Below are 17645 nucleotides of genomic sequence, written 5' to 3'. Positions count from 1 at the left end.
TCAACATTACATTATTTTGACGATAGGATACCTTGTCCGAAGCGAGAGTATGTCCCAAGCCGCCATACCTTTTCCATCGGTCCGTATGTGAAACGGCGAAGCCATACCATACTGAATACGATCAATACGGCGTTGCTGACGATTGCCCATAGTCCTGTTTCAATCGTTGTGAACGTCTGTCCGAATGTAGCAACAGTCACCATAAGTGCAGTTTGAAGCAAGTAATTCGTCAACGCCATACGACCAAACGCTTGAAGTGGGGCGAACCAGGAACGTGTCGTCCGTAGTTGACTCATATTGACAAGGATGGTGATATAGAACGCCGCTAAAAAGGGAGCTGACCAATTCGAATAGTCGAGCATACGGATATATGCTTGAATTTCTTCATTAGTCGGGGTGTAGCCGACATTGAAATACGATAAGCTTGGTAAATTCGTATATTGTAGCCAGACAAATCCGGCGGATAAAATACCGGTAACGACCAGTCCGACCTGCCAACGTACCCGGTGCGTATGGACGTGACGAAACACCTCATACTGCCCCGCTGCAAGCCCGAGCAAGATGAGAGCAAGCGGCATTAACAGTTTCGTGCCGGTATAAGCGAGTACAGTTAGTCCGATCAGACCTAGAATCAAATTAACTGACCGAGGAAGACGGTATGCGAACAGGAGGAGCAGCCCGCTCACGGCATAAATCGTTAGCGCCTCCCCCGGCTGAAATTGCATATGAATCAAGCCGAAGCCGAGTAAGAGGAGCAATCGTTTCGTAAATAAAACGTATGCGCGATCTCCACGCTCTATTGCTCGGTGAATAAAGAGATAGAACCCGACGCCAAACAAAAATGAGAAGATCATAAAGAACTTCCCGTCGATGAAGATGTGAAGGGCGTATATATAGTAATGTTCCATGACGGTGTTTGGGTCGCTCGGACGTAATAAACTGAGAATGTTCATAAAAACAATCCCGAATAAGGCGAAGCCTCGTAGTGTATCGAGGACATTGATTCGTTCATGTGATGGTGTGGCTTTCATATAGATGTCTCCTTTCAATTTCCTCTTCCGAGTATGAAGGGAGCACCTTACATATAATCTGCGGCAACCTTACAAAATCCTGAACTTCACTAGAAACAGTGATTCCAAAAATTGTATGTTACACTAAGGGAAAACGATTAGGGGTAAACAGATGACCATTCATTTTGTCAGGATGACGGGACCAGAAATCGCGAATTATGTGACTTGGTTGATTGACGATTATGCAAAAGATGTCGCGCGCAACTATCAACTTCCGATGGTGTTGGCGCAAGAGGAATCGACTCAATTGATTCGGGATCTCTTCCCAGACAATCAACCCGGTGAAGGACAGACGATTGTTCATGTGATGAACGGAGACACTCGTGTCGGAATTTTGTGGTATGCGTTTCAAGCTGAATCAAAACGCGTTTTCATATATCACATTTTGATTGAAGAGACGTACCGTGGGCAAGGGTATGCGACAGCGGTGTTTGAGAAACTTGAAAGAGTTGCCTCAGAAGAACTTGGCGCAACATCCATTGGACTAAGTGTATTCGGTACGAATCCAGACGCACAGCGATTATATAAACGACTCGGATTCCAAGAAGCGTCCATCGCCATGAACAAACAGTTATGAGAGGAGTCGACATGAAACGTTACTTGAAGTGGCTTTTGGCGGGATTGGTGTTCACTCATCTTGAAGCGAGCCGAGATTCGTGTTGACTATACCGCTAAAAACGGAGAACTTCTTGATGATGGTACTGGTTTAGATTTATCGTTTTAAAAAAGAATCCCACTCTCCAATCGGAAAGTGGGATTTGTTCAGTCAAACACTCGACTGATCCAGCGTTTGAAAAAGGGTTGGCCTGATTGTGTCACGCTATGATTGTCGAGCTCCACCTCTTCGATCGTCTCATTCGGAGACCTCAATTGAATCGTCATCTCGTCACCAAGCCCGGTCGTGACACCACTCTCAAATTGAAGATTTCTTGTCACATAAGCATTTGCGTATAGAAGTCCACCTTTTTCTTCCACTTGTACCTCCTGAATCGTATAGTGGAATTGCTCGACCCAATCCCGCTGACCGAGGAGGAGCCGGACGACGTCATCTTCGTGTGACAGTTTCGTTCGCTCGATATTCTCAAGAGGAGTATGCGCTTCAATCGCCTCTCGCTGCGCTTCTAAGATATCTTTGAAGTGATGTGTCGCAGCTTCTGTCGTCCATGCAGCGGAACCTGTCTTCGACTCGGTCGCATAATGGAAAAGAGCAAATCCAATCAAGGCGAATAACGCCACAACACCTACTCGTTTGAACTGTTTCATTGTCGAGCTCCTTCCATATCAATTCAAGATTGAAGACGTTAAAAGGTTGTCAATGGACCTCGCGATTACTCGAGAATGTGACTTATTGACCGGTGATTTGATCCAACCAATTCGCGACCAAGTCCGCACTGCCATCTTGGAACATAAATATGGATACCCCGACCATCACAAGTCCGACTAAAATCAGTCCACCTTGTTTCGCGCTACTTGCAATCCCTCGCACGATGAGGATTACTCCCAATCCAAGCAAAAGAAAGTACCAAAATCCCATGAATATCCCTCCTTTTTCTAATTATTCTCATTTTAGTATGAATCGGTCGAGCAGGCTCTACATACTTAGACTGATTTATCTTTTAAAAAAGAAGGGTACATTACCTCTATGCGAATAATTAGGGGAGTGACCATTATGCGAAAAACGATTGTCATTGCGGGGGCGAGCGGCTATATCGGCTCGAACGTGATGGAGCAGCTGAAGGAAGAGTATGACATCATCGCGTTATCGCGAGCGACGAAGAATAAAGAAGATGAGGCCCATATCACGTGGCGTGCCTGTGATTTGTTTTCATATGAGGCAACAAAAGAAGCATGTGAGGGCGCGGATTACGCGATGTTCCTCGTGCACTCGATGATTCCGGATGGCGGCTTGACGCAGGCGACGTTCGAGGACATGGACGCGCTCATTGCCGATAACTTCGCCCGGGCGACGAAGGCGAACGACATTGAGCAGATCGTCTATTTGAGTGGGATCATCCCGAAACAAGAGAAGACGTTGTCGCGTCACTTGAAGAGTCGACTTGAGGTCGAACGCATTCTCGGTGGTCAGGGCGTGCCGGTGACGACGATACGGGCAGGACTCATCATTGGTCCGGAAGGTTCGTCGTTCCCGATTTTAGCGAAGCTCGTCAAGCGTTTGCCGACGATGATTTTGCCACGCTGGACGAAGACGGAAACACACCCGATCGACATCCGGGAAGCCGTTCAGGCGCTCATCTCGGTCGTTGGTGCCGAGTCGCTTTATGACCGTCATATCGACATCGGGGGTCCTGAGGTGATGACGTATCGGAAGATGATCGAGCAGACGGCCGAAGTCATGGATAAGCGTCGCGTCTTGATCGACTTCCCGTTCCCGACAATCAAACTATCGCGCCTGTGGGTCATGGCGGTCACGGGTGAACCGAAGGCGACCGTCTATCCGCTCGTCGAGAGCATGGGGCACGCGATGGTCGCAGAAGACACGGTCGAAGGTATCGCTCAGGGAGAGATTTCGTTCAAACAGGCGGTCGAACATGCGCTTGAGGAAGAAGAGAAGCAGTCCTCGGGCGGTAAGAAGAAAAAGCAACCGAAATCGTATACCGTCCGTTCGATTCAGCGGTTCGGTCTGCCGGAAGAAAAGTCGGCGCTTTGGATGGCGGACACGTACTTCGAGTGGCTCGGTCGTTTTATGTATCCGCTCATTCAGACGACAAAAGAAGACGATGATTGGGAGATTGCGCTTCTCGATCCATCGTTCGTCGCGCTTCATCTATCGCTTGAACAAGAAGCGACGGACGATATGGCATCCTTTGCGATTGACGGGGGCAAGTTCGTCAAGTTAAGTGAAGAGGATCAGACAGGGCGTCTCGAGTTCCGACGATTACCGGAGTCGGATGAAGGACTCGTCGCCATCCATGAGTTCGTACCGGCACTTCCGTGGTGGTTCTATACGAAGACGCAGGCGAAAGCCCATCTCGTCGTCATGTGGCTGTTCGGTCGTCATGTGAAGTTGCTGGCGAAAGACGCGGAAGATGGCGATCAAGTCGTAGAGGCTCCGACGAATTGAAGGGAGGCGCATCGAAAGGTGCGTCTTTTTTATTCTATTTTTTGGAAATACGGTACAATCAATGTAACCTTACACAGAAAGGAAAGATATACATGTGAAAAAGCAACGACTCTTCATTCTATTCATAATAATCTTCATCACAAGCGGCTGTTCGCCCTCTGAAGTTTCGGACCCTTCGGATACTGAGTCAGCATGGCGTATCGTCAAAACAGACACGAATCAAACGTTCACGTTCGTCCCCTTGTACGAGAGCTATGCCAATTACTTAAACGAAAGTGACGAGGCATCTTCTCGACAAGGTGATCAAGCGAAGCTCGAGGAAACCGTCGTTCAAGATATGAAAGATGCAGCGGACGAACTGGACGTAGCACTTCCGTTTGCGTATGCACGTCCATTCTTTGCGCCGACACCGTATAAAAAGGCTTTATCGGAACGGATTGATCAACTCAAGGCACGAGAGACTGAGATTCAACGAACGATCGAACAAGCGGCACGCGATTCAGCGAAACAGTTAGCGGGAGAGGATAAGGTGGTTTTCATTGCCCCTCTGTTGACGGATTTCGATAATGCGGTTGAATCGATGGGCGGGGTGACCGCATTTGCGTTAGAAAAAGATGTCATCGTGATTCTCGTTCGCGAAGACGTGGATTTGGAAATGCTTGCTTTTGTAATGGCGCACGAGTATCACCATACAGTCCTCGCTGAAGATCCGGAAGTGCGCTCGACGTCTCTATTGGATTACATCGTTGGGGAGGGGAAGGCGGATACATTTGCAAAATCGCTTTATCCGGATGTGAGACCGGTTTGGATGGATGAGTTAGATCCTACGACCAGAGAGCAATTGATGGACCAAATCGCGACCGGTCAAGTGGATTATGCTCAACTGACGAACGGGGATGAAACCCTAGGCGTTCCCAGATGGAGCGGTTATCAAATCGGGGGAGAGATTGTGAATGGCTATTTACATGAACATCCTGATTTAGAAGTCGAGGCGTGGACGAATCTACCTTCCGAGGAAATGGTGAAGTCTTCACTCTACGCCGAGTCATTCGAATTAGGCGATTGAATTGAGATATGGAGGATTGAATGAATCGATGACACAGCAAATGAATAATAATGAAAAACGGCTCAAATTGTTTAGGCATGCCGAGGTCGCCGAACCGAGATTTCTTGGTGAGGGTGCTTGGCATGAGGCGTGGAAAGTCGTAAAAGATGGTTGCGAACGGGTTCTTCGGATTCCGAAAGAAGTGGCGTATGGAAAGCGAGTGGCGTTCGATTCTAATGCCTTGACGGCAGAGTACGCAGCTACGAAGCTATATTATCAGTCCGTCAACCAAGCCGTTCCTGGAGCGGTGCCTGATTTTTACGAATTCTACGTATCTCCTGATTTCACGTATACATTAGAGTCGTTCGGAGGCGATTCACTTTCGTTACATACAATGACGATAGAGCAAGCTGCCCATATCGGAGTCCAAGTAGGGGAAATCTATCGGAAAACGGATCAAATTGAACACGGTGTCGAAGGACTCGGATATTTGATTTGGACGGAAGAAGAGAAGCTGCATGGTAGCTTGAGCGGGGATCTACATACGTTTGTCCGAGAAGAAAGTGATGAACAGTTGGCAGATTACAAAGTGTTGTGTGAAGCATATCCTGAAATTCAAGACGATGTAGTAGCGCAAATGCTTCATGCGGCGACAGAATTGCGGAACAAACAGGTTTCTGTCCCAAGTCTCGTTAACCAAGATGCGTCTCCAGAAAATATTTTAGTGAAAGGAAATCGTGTCTGTTTAATCGACCCGTATCCAATCGTCTATGCACCGCGAGGTATGGCAGGGAACTTCATGAATTTATATGAGAACTACTTTCTCGCATTGTCACAAACGGAGCGCTACCGAAAGCATCGGTTTGATACGTGTGAAGAACAATTGAAAGCCATAGCAACAGGTTTTCTCGAAGGTTATTGTGACGGAGACGAGTCCATCATTCGTGAAGTTCGAGGGGAACAACTGCTCCAATTACTCGAGACGGTGTATCTCCATCATCAGTTGTTAAGCCAAGAAGAATTGATGCGAGAAGATATCATTCGTTATGGAGATAAGTTGGCCATCACCACTCGGTTATTCGAATTGAACGATTCGCTCAAACAGCTTGCTAGGACATGTTTGACTGAACGATGGTCTCTTTAACCAATTATAGACGTGATGCTTCTTGTTTTGTACATTCTGTTAACGTTTTTCTCAACCCGTTTACAAGCCCTCTTTCCAGGCGTACACTGAACTCGTTTTTGAACTGATTGGAAAGAAGGAATGTATGATGCAAGACTCACTCTCCACACGTGAGATGTGGCAAAAGGACATCTCGGCCGGAATCACGGTCGGTGTCGTCGCCATACCGCTCGCCATGGCATTCGCCATCGCCTCAGGCGTCCCACCGGTATATGGGCTCTACACGTCCATCTTCGCGGGAATCCTCGTCAGCATGTTCGGAGGTTCGACGTTCCAAATTGCCGGACCGACGGGAGCGTTCATCCCGATTGTCTCGGGTGTCGTCCTCGCGTACGGATATGAGGGGTTGCTCGTCACGACCGTTCTTGCGGGGATCTTACTGCTCCTCATGAGTGTGCTTCGGGTCGGACGGCTCATCCGCTTCATGCCTCGTGCCGTCACCATCGGCTTCACGGCAGGGATTGCCGTCGTCATCTTCGTCGACCAGCTCGATGAGTTGTTCGGGGTCACGTTTGAGAAGGCGCCACATTTTCATGAGAATCTGCTTCGTCTCGGTCAGGCGTTGCCCGAAGCGTCCATGTGGCCGATTGTCATTGCCGGGATCGGCTTCTTGACGCTTTGGCTCGTGCCGAAGCTGCCGTTTCGTTTACCGCTCTTACTCATGGCGATGCTTGTCCCGACGTTCGTCAGTCTCCTCATCCCGGGTGAGGTCGCGACCATCGGGAGTGCCTACGGCGGTATCCCAAGCGGACTGCCGACATTCAACTGGCTCGCGATTGACGTCGACTTGATCACCACGCTCCTTCCGTCTGCGTTCGCCATCGCCTTCCTCGGTGCGCTCGAGTCACTTCTTTCGGGAACGGTCGCCGATGGGATGGCGGGGACGAAGATGAAGCCAGACAAGGAACTGTTCGGGCAAGGGCTTGCGAACGTGATCACACCGTTCTTCGGTGGGATCCCATCGACAGGTGCCATCGCCCGGACGGCGACAAACATTCAGGCGGGAGCGGTCAGCCGACGTGCCGGTGTCATCCACGGGATCACGGTCCTCGTTGCGGTGCTCGTCCTCGCCCCGTTTGCGAGTTATGTGCCACTCGCCGCACTCGCTCCGATCTTGATGCGGGTCGCCTGGAACATGTCCGAACGCCATCACGTGATGGCGATGTTGCGTCATCGTTCATCCGAGTCGCTCGTCCTTCTTGTCACATTACTATTGACGGTATTCGTCGACTTGGTCGTCGCCGTCGAGGTCGGCGTCATCTGTGCGCTCGCGCTATTTGCGAAACGAATGGCCGATACGATTGATGTACGCGAACGGACAGAACGGTACGTCACGCGGGACGGCCAAATCGTCTTCAGTGTCGAAGGTCCGCTCTTCTTCGGTGCAGTCGAGTTGTTCGAGCACGTCCTCCACCACATCCATCGGGAACCGAACGTGTTCATCTTCAACTTTCACCGCTGTCCGGTCATCGACGTGACCGCGGTCGAAGAGTTGCGGCGTGTCATCACCGAGCTGAAAGCAGCCGACCGGCATGTCATCTTCGCGCACTTGTCGCCATCGGTCCGCGCGACGCTTGCTCACTATGGGCTACTCGACGGGATTGAAACGTTCGAGACGACCCAGGAAGCGATCGAGGCATCTTAACGAACGGACAAGATGTCGCCGAACGGGACGCGGCGCACTTTGCCGTCGAACAGCTCGACCTCGCGCTCGGCGTAATAGATGGCATGGACGTAGCCGCGCATGCTTGTCGTCAAGCCGTCCACGAACAGGGTCACTTCGACTTGGTCGCCTTCACGGATGGCCCGTTCGAGCTCGGTCTGCCAGAGGTAGAGGAGTTGTTCGTCCAAGTCGGGCAGTTCGATCTTTTGGATTTGGGCATAATAACGTTTCAGTAGGGCGACGTGCTCGGGCATGAGAAATGGGATCCATTTCAACTCACCCCGGTCACGATAGCGGGTCTTGCTCATGAGTAATCGCCTCCTTGTTTATGTCCGCCGATTAGACGTTGGCGCGTCCGGAGCGGACTGTCTTTTAGTAGGCTCGACGCCGGTCGGATCGTGCCACGACCGAACCGGACGTTCAGGCCGTCGATCAAATCGAGGAAGTCGAGCCGTTTCGCTTTCGCCCATTCGTCTTCGAAGAACGATAACTGGACGTGATCGCTCCGTGGCTCGAGCTTGCCGAGAGCGACCGAGACGTAACGGACGGCCTCCGTCTCTTCCCAGCCGTCTAAAAATAGCTGCAATAAGATCGGGAGAAACTCTTGCTCGTCCGCTGTGAAGCGGGGGAGCTTCTTTTGTTTACTGAAGCCACCCCGGTCGCTCGTCCGCGTATAGCGCACCCCGAGATGGATCGTCCCTCCGACGAGTCCCGCTTGCCTGGTTCGCATGCCGACTTCGACCGCGATCGCTTGTAAGACGAGCCGGATTGCGGAATACGTCGTGTAGTCTTTCATGAGGGTGATGCCGTGTCCGATCGACTTCGGTCGCATCCGTTTCGCACCGAACAAGGAGCTCGCCGGCAGGATGGTCGGCGACTCGTCGATGCCCCAAGCGTGATGCCAAAGTTCTGCACCGATGACACCGAACTTTTCATGAAGGGATTCGAGCGGGTAGCGGGCCAAGTCCCCAATCGTCCAGATGCCGAGCCGCTGCAGGTGGACCGCCATCTTCGTCCCGACGCCCCACATCTTCTCGATCGGCGCCGGGTGGATGAGCCGTTCGACGTCATGGAGGAGACATGTGGCGACACCTTTCTTTTTCGCATGCAAATCGAGGACGAGCTTGGCGAGGACGTTGTTCGGTCCGATGCCGATGGTGACGGGAATGCCTGTATAGCGAAAGATCGTCGCACGCATGAGGTGGGCGACGTGCTCGTCATTTCCGAACAGCCGCTCCGTCCCGCTCATGTCGACGAGCGTCTCATCAATCGAATAGACGCGAATCGCCTCGGGCGGGGCGAACTGATGCAGGATGTGGATGATTTGAATGGAGACGTTCAAATAATGACTCATCCGCGCCTCGGCATACAAAACGTCTCGTCGTTCGTGCCACGGGAGGCGGTCGATGTGGAAGCGACGTGACCCGGTCTTGATTCCGAGCTGCTTCATTTTCGGGGTCGCCGCGAGGACGAGTGCCCCGCTGTCCTGGAGGTTCGAGAGGACGACGAGCTTTGTCTTGTAAGGATTTTTGTTGCGCGCGGCGCACTCGCAACTGGCATAGAACGAGACGCTGTCGATACAAAAGATTCGTCTGCGCATCGTCACCACTCCTTTTTACGAACAAATGTTCTGTTTTTTTCATCGTAACACGGTCTCACGTCATCTCAAATAGTGAATTGAAAATATTTTTACAAATACTTTTTGAAAATTAACCAAAATTTATAGGTTTTCACGTGTCAAAAAACCAACTTTTAGGAAGTTTTCGTAAAAAAGTCTCCGAATTGGTTCGATTTTCGTTATAATAGACGGGTATGTAAGTGATGAATTGATAGAAAGATGGAGGCTATTAGTGTGATCCAATTTGTAAAACAGTTAACGAATGATCAAAGCCGGCGTTTGAAAGCGTACGAACGACGGGTCGCGCGTATTAATGAATTAGAGACAACGATGAAAGCCCTCTCGGATGACGAGATGCGTACATATACGGAGACGCTCAAAGCACGTCTCTTGGATGGAAAAAAAGTGGACGACATCGCGGAAGAAGGGTTCGCTCTCGTCCGCGAAGCGTCAGTCCGTGTGCTCGGAATGCGTCACTATGACGTCCAGCTCATCGGTGGGTTCGCCCTCCTCGAAGGGAACATCTCGGAGATGCCGACGGGGGAAGGGAAGACGCTCGTCGCCGCTTTGCCGAGTTACGTCAAGGCGCTCGAAGGAAAAGGCGTCCACGTCATCACGGTCAACGATTATTTGGCGAGACGTGACGCGGAACAAATCGGGAAGATCCATGACTTCCTCGGGTTGACGGTCGGTTTGAACGTACCAGACATCGAAGCGGACGAGAAGCGTTCCGCATATCAGGCAGATATCACGTATGGGGTCGGGACAGAGTTCGGGTTTGACTACTTGCGTGACAACCTTGTCCATAAGCCGGAAGAACGGGTCCAACGTCCTTTCCATTTCGCCATCGTCGATGAAGTCGACAGCATCTTGATCGATGAGGCGAAGACGCCGCTCATCATCGCGCAGAAGGACCGGTCACATATCCGGTTGAAACAGTTGGCACAACAGATCATTTCTGAGTTCGAGGAGACCGACTACGAGGTCGACCTCGAGTCGAAATCTGCGACGTTCACGGAAGCAGGGATCGTCAAGATTGAAGAGCTGTTCGCCATCGATAACCTGTTCAGCGCCTCACACCAGGTGCTCTATCACTATCTCGTCCAGGCGCTCCGTGCGAACGTCTTGTTTGAGCTTGACGTCGACTATATCGTCCGAGAAGACAAGATTGAACTCATCGACTTGTTCACGGGACGCATCATGGAAGGACGAAGCCTGTCGGAAGGGTTGCATCAGGCGCTCGAGGCGAAAGAAGGCGTCACCATCACCGAAGAGAACAAGACGACGGCGGAAATTACGATTCAGCACTATTTCCGCATGTACCCGCTCGTCGGTGGGATGACGGGGACGGCTCAGACGTCACGTCAAGAGTTCTTGAAGACGTACAACATGGACGTCGTCCAAGTGCCGACGAACCGCGAACGTCAGCGTGTCGACCATCCGGACCGCATCTTCATGACGACCGAGCAAAAGTATGCGGCGGTCACTGAGAAAGTGGCAGAACTACATGCGACGGGACGTCCGGTCTTGATCGGGACGACCTCGATCGCACAATCGGAAGCCATCAGCAAGCATTTGAAGAAGAAGCGGATCGAGCATGACGTGTTGAACGCGAAGACGGTCGCTCAGGAAGCGGATATCATCGCGGACGCCGGTCAATTCGGCAAAGTGACGATTGCGACGAACATGGCCGGACGTGGAACGGACATCACGCTCGATGCAAAAGCGAAGGAAGCGGGCGGTCTCTTCGTCATCGGGACGGAGCGGCATGAGTCAAAACGTGTCGACAACCAGCTCCGCGGTCGTTCGGGACGTCAAGGCGACCCGGGTGCGACCGAGTTCTTCGTCTCGCTCGAAGATGAGATCGTGAAACGTTATGCGGCTCAGAAGTTAGAACGCGTGGAGAAGAAGTTGAAGCCGAGTGCGACAGGTGAGGTCTCAACGAAAGATGCGATCGAGATCATCGAATATGCGCAGACGACGATCGAAGGACTCGGCGTCTCGATTCGGGACTACTTGTTCAAACTCGATGACGTCTTGAACGAGCAACGGAATATCATCTATACGATTCGTAACCAGGCCGTCAACGCCGATGCGGATGCCATCACGAAAAACGTCCTCGGGATGATGCGTCTCGCCCTCGAGAATAGCATCGACATGCATGTATCGGATGAACTCGTACCTGAGGAATGGCCGATCGATGAGTTGAAAGAAGACTTGCGATACTTGACGATGCAGGAGCCGACATGGGCGAATGACATCGCCGATACACGTGAACTGAAGGATGCTTTAAACGACTGGATGGAGGCGATCATCGCTACGACGGCGTCGCGCCTCGAACAGGACGACATCGTCCTCTTCGCGAAAGAGTCGCTTCTCCGCGCCGTCGACATGAAGTGGACGGATCATTTGACGACGATGAGCGGATTGAAAGAAGGGATCGGGCTTCGCAGCTACGGTCAGGAAGACCCGAGCCGTCAGTTCGGAAAAGAAGGACTGGAAATCTTCGAACAGACGTATATCAATATCGCACGGGATGTCACGACGGAACTATGCCAACTCGACCGTTACTTCGCCGAGATGGCAGAGGAGGAAGTATAATGCTAGGATTTCGTAAACGTAAACAGATTGAGACAGGAAATAAAGAGGAAGGGCGCCAATTGACGCTCGTGATCGACGATGCGATGGGGATCCCGAAAGAGGACGAGTACGTCTTCCGTTATCATGCGAAACGACTCCCTCCACTTCTCGACAATCAACTCTCGATTGAGTTGTTGAATGCCGAATCGCTCGGGCATGATTTGTCGATCGTGGCGTTGTTCCGCAACACGCTTCCGAGCTCGTTCGAAATCAACGAATTGCCGGTCCTCTTGTTAGACGCGAATAACGTCCCGATCGGCCGGAAAGTCCTCGGACGTTCTGAATTGCCGAGCTTTGAGGCGTGGACGAGCAAACCGGTTTATTTGGACTTCTTCTTAGATGAGATGTTCGGAGAAATAGAATCCTACGACTCGCTCCGACTCGTCTTCCAAATGAACCCGATCGATCCGCTTCAGCCCGTGTCATCGGAAGAAGAAGCGAAGTTCTCGAAGGTTGCATGGCAACAGCTCATGCGGACGAACATCTCGACACCGCCAGTCGGAGAGAACGAGTTCAACTTGATGCTCGTGTCGGTGGAGAAGGAAGAGACGGACGTCACGGCGACGATTCTCCTTCGCAACGGCTACGACCGCCACTTGAACGTTGAGAAACTCCCGCTTGAACTCGTGAGTGGGGAGGACGTGGTCGGCTTCACGATGATTCGTCTCGAAGAGTCGGTCTACGGTAAACATGCGTACCCGGTATCAGTCACATTTGAAGAAATTGACGGAGATGGACCGTTTACTGTTCGTATCAAACAATAATAGGATGATAGACCTAATTTTTGTAAAGGGAATTAGGTCTATTTTTATACAAAAAATTAATAGGAGGGAAAGACAGCTGGTGTTATATTGAATATGGTTAGACAATTATCAACCAGAAAAAGGGGACAATCACATGAAAACCGCATTGAAATGGTCGATCGCGACTGCGCTCGTGTTACCAACCGTTTTGCCGCTACAGGCACCGAACGTCTTGGCAGAAGTGGACGAGGATATCGTCAAGCTCCGTTTCTTAGAGACGACAGACTTACATACGAACATCACGAACTACGACTACTTCCAAGACAAGGTCGATAACACGATCGGATTGACGAAAGTCGCGACACTCATCAATGAACATCGTACAGCCGCTGGGGAAACGAACACATTCTTGTTCGATAACGGGGATACGATTCAGGGGACACCGTTTGGCGATTACGTCCGTGAGAGCCAAGCTGGAAAAAATGAAGCGTTCGAACATCCGATGTACAAGGCGATGGCGGCATTGAACTACGATGCCGTCACACTCGGGAACCATGAATTCAACTTTGGTCTCGAATTCTTATACAACGCGATGGAGGGGTCGAAAGGGAAACTGCGTTTCGTCAACTCGAACGTCAAAGATTTAGAAGGCAACCCGATCGTCTCGAAGTTCAACGTGGATGGACAAGAGGTCCAAATCATCGAACGAACGGTCACAGACCTGGATGGAGAAACACATACGATCAAAGTCGGCGTATTCGGAGTCGTCCCTCCGAAAATCATGTCATGGGATTCGGGGAACCTTCAAGGTCGTGTGACGGCAGAGGATATCATCCCGTCCGCACGTGAAGCAGTACAAAAATTAAAAGACCAGGGAGCGGACGTCGTCGTCGCTCTCGCGCACTCAGGGATCGGTGACAGTGCAGCGCTCGCGGATGAGCAACTCGACAGCGAAGAGAACGTCGGTTACGCACTCACGAAGATTGACGGGCTCGACATGGTCATGACGGGACACCAACACGGTCGCTTCCCGGATGCGAAAGGCATGTTCGCTTCGTTCCCGAACGTCGATATGACGAAGGGGACAATCAATGGCAAACCGGTCGTCATGGCGAATAACCAAGGGAAGGACCTCGGCGTCATCGACTTTGAACTTGAACTCGTGGATGGGAAATGGCAAATCGTTGATGCGTCAGCAGCACTCGATACGGTGACGGCTGATACGGCGGTCGACCCGACGATTCAAGCGTTGATCGAAGACGACCACTTGGCGACAATCGACTATATCAACCAACCGGTCGGTGAGATTCAAGATGACATCCAAAGCTACTTCGCACTGGTCCGTGACGACGCATCGGTTCAGTTCGTGACGAACGCACAGAAGTGGTATGTCGAGAAAGAACTCGAGACGAACCCAGAACTTTCTGCTTATAAAGAGTTACCACTCTTGTCAGCAGGCGCACCGTTCAAAGCGGGTGGTCGTGAATTGACAGATGCGAGCTACTATACGAATATCCCGAAAGGGCAAATTGCTTTGAAAAACGTCGCGGACCTTTACGTGTATCCGAACACGCTCGAAGTCGTCAAAGTGACAGGAAAAGATGTCATGGATTGGCTCGAGATGTCAGCGGGTGCGTTTGACCAAATCGAAGAAGATGGCGAAAACTTACTCAACCTTCAATTCCGTAGCTACAACTTCGATATTCTCGACGGTTTGACGTATGAGATCGATGTCACGGGTCCTGCGATGTTCGATGTCGGCGGGAAGCTCGTCAATGCGAACGCGAACCGCGTGAAGAACGTCGAGTACAACGGACAACCGATCAAAATGGACCAAGAATTCTTGGTCGCGACGAATAACTATCGCGCGGGTTCTTCATCGTTCCCAGGTCTCGGTGGTGGGAAGAACATCGTCTATCGCTCAGCGTATGAGACACGTAACGTCATCTCGGACTATATTGTGTCGAGTGGCAGTAACTTAGACTACAAAGCCGACAACAACTGGAAGATTGTCGCGGATGCGAAACGTTCGGTGACATTTGAAACAGCGGATGCGGGTAAGCAGTACTTGAACCTTTACGAAGGTATCGAAGCGACGGACGCGACGCGTGAGGATGCGGCAGGTCGCCTCTTCCGGACCTATACGGCAGAGCTCGAAGTGGCGCCAACTGACTTGACGCTCGCGGTCGATGTCATCAAACCGGGTGCAAAAGTCGTGACTGGGAAGACGGCTCCATCTGCAAACGTGACATTAAAAGATGGCAAAACGGTTCTCGCGACAACGACAGCCGATGCAGAAGGCATGTACCGTTTGACGGTCAAACCGCTCAAACTCCGTCAGTCATTGACGATTGAAAGCGAATTGAATGGGAAGACGATGACGGAAACGAAAGTCGTCGGTGCAGGTTTTGTCGGAACTCCAGCTATCTCGAAACGTTTGACGTACACGAATACAACCGTGTTGACTGGAAAAACGACGGAAGGGGCTACGCTCGTCCTTAAACGAGACGGGAAAAAAGTAGACTATGCGAAAGCTGACGAGAATGGGAACTTCACATTCAAGAGAAGTACAGGATTCTTTGCAGCAAAATATGAAATCGAAGCGAAAGATGTATCAGGAAAAGTAGTCAAGACAACATCGTTCGAGTTAAAAAATGGATCAATCGTGACACCGAAGACGACGAAAGGTGTGAAGGCAGGCACACGCGCCTTGATCGGGAAAACAACACCGGGTGCGACGGTCGTCTTGAAAGACGCGAAAGGCAAGCAAGTCGCCAAAGTACAGGCGAGCTGGACAGGAACGTACACGTTCACGTTCAAAAAAGGCCTTACGAAAGGGACTTACAAAGTCATCGCAAGCGGATCGAACGGTTCTGGTGCAAAACAATCGACTCTCAACTTGAAATAAGTACGGAACGGCGTCCAATTCGGGCGTCGTTTTTTGTCGAATAAAAGTGTCTAAAATGTGAATGAAAGCCCTTACATTATCATTAACTCTTATGTATAATCAAACATGTAATCGGTTACATGACACATGTAAACCGAAGAGCTGATGGGGTTTCGGCTACATATGTACGGAAAAGGGGACTGACAGATGATTACATTCTTCGTCGCACTCGCACTACTTTTGGTCGGGTATTTGGTATACGGTCGTTACGTTGAGAAGACGTTCGGCATCAAGGAAGAGCGGACGACGCCCGCCTATGCGTCTCAGGACGGCATCGACTACGTGCCGATGGGCAAAAAACGGAACTCGATGATTCAATTGCTCAACATCGCCGGTGTCGGACCAATCTTTGGACCGATCATGGGGGCGCTCTACGGACCGGTCGCCTTCCTTTGGATCGTGTTCGGATCGATCTTTGCCGGTGCGGTTCATGACTATTTGACAGGAATGATTTCCCTTCGAAATAACGGGGCACACTTGCCACAACTAGCGGAGAAGTTTCTCGGACGTTCACTTCGCCATATCGTCAATGGATTTGCACTTTTACTTTTACTTCTTGTCGGGACGGTGTTCGTCACGTCTCCGAGTAACATGATCAACAACTTGTTCGATGGGAATGCAACGACGCTCACCATCGTCATCTTCGCTGTGTTCGCTTACTACATCTTGGCGACGCTTCTCCCGGTCGATAAGATCATCGGACGCATCTACCCGTTCTTCGGGGCACTACTCGTCATCAGTGCCATCGGGATCGCGGTCAGTTTGTTCGCTCAAGGATACAAGATTCCAGAGATGACATTGACGAACATGCATCCGGACGGCTTGCCGATCTGGCCGCTCCTCTTCTTTACCATCTCATGTGGGGCGCTCTCTGGTTTCCATGCGACACAGTCGCCGATCATCTCGCGGACGACGATGAAAGAAAGCAACGGCCGTGAAATCTTCTACGGCATGATGATCGCCGAAGCGGTCATCGCGATGATTTGGGCTGGAGCGGCGATGGCCATCTTTGAGCCGGGTGAATTACTTGGACTCATCAGTGCGGGCACTCCGGCACTCGTCGTGCAAGAAGTGGCGACACTCATGCTCGGCAGCATCGGCGGGACACTCGCGATTCTCGGAGTCATCGTCTTACCGATCACGTCAGGCGACACGGCATTCCGTAGCGCACGGATGATTATCGCGGACTACATGTCAATCGCACAGAAGAAGTTCTCGTCGCGTCTTTGGATCGCGCTTCCACTCTTCGCGATCTCATACGTGCTCACGAACATGGACTTCCAAATGCTTTGGCAATACTTCAACTGGGCGAACCAGACGACGGCGGTCATCGCACTGTTCGTCGGGGCGATGTACCTTTACATTAAAGGGAAAAACCACTACATCGCGCTCCTTCCGGGGACGTTCATGTTGTATGCAGTCTGGTTCTACATCTTGACGGCGCCGATCGGCTTCAAGCTGGACGGAGTCCTTCCGTACGTCATCTCGACGCTCGGAACGTTGACGCTTCTCGTCTTGTTCCACAAACGGGCACGCGCGATGCGGGCAGCACAAATGGAATGTGACGTTCCGGTGAAAGAAGTCGCATAATCTCGACACGGGCTAATCGGTAGCCCGTGTTTTTGATTGCGTTAACATTGGGAAATGTCCATAC

The 17645-nt window shown here is 51.2% G+C and carries 14 protein-coding genes; 9 read left to right on the top strand and 5 right to left on the bottom strand.

The annotated features are described in order from the left end of the window. Positions 1–11: 11 nt before the first annotated feature. Complete coding sequence (locus tag KNO78_RS06945; protein ID WP_214690671.1) at positions 12–1031, bottom strand: DUF418 domain-containing protein; 1020 nt, start codon at positions 1029–1031, stop codon at positions 12–14. A gap of 151 nt (positions 1032–1182) precedes the next feature. Here KNO78_RS06945 and KNO78_RS06940 point away from each other — a divergent pair, with 151 nt between their 5' ends. Next, positions 1183–1647: a GNAT family N-acetyltransferase gene (locus KNO78_RS06940; protein ID WP_214690672.1), complete on the top strand. Its 465-nt coding sequence runs from the start codon at positions 1183–1185 to the stop codon at positions 1645–1647. A gap of 185 nt (positions 1648–1832) precedes the next feature. On the opposite strand, the gene KNO78_RS06935 is transcribed toward KNO78_RS06940, so the two are convergent. Together KNO78_RS06935 and KNO78_RS06930 are read right to left on the bottom strand one after the other, a co-directional pair. Beyond that, positions 1833–2333: a hypothetical protein gene (locus KNO78_RS06935; RefSeq protein WP_214690673.1), complete on the bottom strand. Its 501-nt coding sequence runs from the start codon at positions 2331–2333 to the stop codon at positions 1833–1835. Between the two features lie 82 nt (positions 2334–2415). After that, positions 2416–2604 (bottom strand): hypothetical protein, encoded by a 189-nt coding sequence (locus tag KNO78_RS06930; RefSeq protein WP_159562615.1) that lies wholly within the window; start codon positions 2602–2604, stop codon positions 2416–2418. A 135-nt stretch (positions 2605–2739) separates the two neighbouring features. Between KNO78_RS06930 and KNO78_RS06925 the strand changes: the two genes are divergently transcribed. The 4 genes from KNO78_RS06925 (at position 2740) to KNO78_RS06910 (ending at position 8025) form a co-directional block, all read left to right on the top strand. Then, positions 2740–4152 (top strand): NAD-dependent epimerase/dehydratase family protein, encoded by a 1413-nt coding sequence (locus KNO78_RS06925; protein ID WP_214690674.1) that lies wholly within the window; start codon positions 2740–2742, stop codon positions 4150–4152. Between the two features lie 94 nt (positions 4153–4246). Continuing rightward, the gene (locus tag KNO78_RS06920) at positions 4247–5218 is read left to right on the top strand and encodes a DUF2268 domain-containing putative Zn-dependent protease (protein WP_214690675.1); all 972 of its coding nucleotides are present in this window, start codon (positions 4247–4249) and stop codon (positions 5216–5218) included. 28 nt (positions 5219–5246) lie between these two features. Further along, on the top strand, positions 5247–6341 hold the full coding sequence (locus KNO78_RS06915) for a hypothetical protein (protein WP_251125254.1): 1095 nt from the start codon (positions 5247–5249) through the stop codon (positions 6339–6341). 127 nt (positions 6342–6468) lie between these two features. After that, positions 6469–8025, top strand: coding sequence for a SulP family inorganic anion transporter (locus KNO78_RS06910; RefSeq protein WP_251125253.1), 1557 nt, complete (start codon positions 6469–6471; stop codon positions 8023–8025). Here KNO78_RS06910 and KNO78_RS06905 read toward each other — a convergent pair. Continuing rightward, a complete protein-coding gene (locus KNO78_RS06905; protein WP_012726878.1) occupies positions 8022–8351 on the bottom strand; it encodes a YolD-like family protein in 330 nt (109 codons plus the stop codon). The genes KNO78_RS06910 and KNO78_RS06905 overlap by 4 nt on opposite strands. Beyond that, positions 8348–9643, bottom strand: coding sequence for a Y-family DNA polymerase (locus KNO78_RS06900; RefSeq protein ID WP_214690677.1), 1296 nt, complete (start codon positions 9641–9643; stop codon positions 8348–8350). Before KNO78_RS06900 ends, KNO78_RS06905 begins: the two co-directional genes overlap by 4 nt. A gap of 252 nt (positions 9644–9895) precedes the next feature. Here KNO78_RS06900 and secA2 point away from each other — a divergent pair, with 252 nt between their 5' ends. From secA2 to KNO78_RS06880, 4 genes are all read left to right on the top strand, one after another. Beyond that, positions 9896–12262: an accessory Sec system translocase SecA2 gene (secA2, locus tag KNO78_RS06895; protein WP_214690678.1), complete on the top strand. Its 2367-nt coding sequence runs from the start codon at positions 9896–9898 to the stop codon at positions 12260–12262. Continuing rightward, positions 12262–13065, top strand: a complete 804-nt coding sequence (locus KNO78_RS06890; protein WP_074036331.1) for an SLAP domain-containing protein — start codon at positions 12262–12264, stop codon at positions 13063–13065. The genes secA2 and KNO78_RS06890 overlap by 1 nt, the downstream gene beginning before the upstream one ends. 133 nt (positions 13066–13198) lie before the next feature. Beyond that, positions 13199–15952 carry a bifunctional 2',3'-cyclic-nucleotide 2'-phosphodiesterase/3'-nucleotidase gene (locus KNO78_RS06885; RefSeq protein WP_214690679.1) on the top strand — a complete coding sequence of 918 codons (2754 nt, stop codon included), beginning with the start codon at positions 13199–13201 and terminating at the stop codon, positions 15950–15952. 186 nt (positions 15953–16138) lie between these two features. Beyond that, positions 16139–17581, top strand: a complete 1443-nt coding sequence (locus KNO78_RS06880; protein ID WP_196430970.1) for a carbon starvation CstA family protein — start codon at positions 16139–16141, stop codon at positions 17579–17581. Positions 17582–17645 lie beyond the last annotated feature (64 nt).

This window comes from Exiguobacterium sp. s132 (assembly GCF_018617235.1).
GTDB lineage: Bacteria > Bacillota > Bacilli > Exiguobacteriales > Exiguobacteriaceae > Exiguobacterium > Exiguobacterium profundum.
This window is presented reverse-complemented; position numbering and strand designations above follow the sequence as displayed.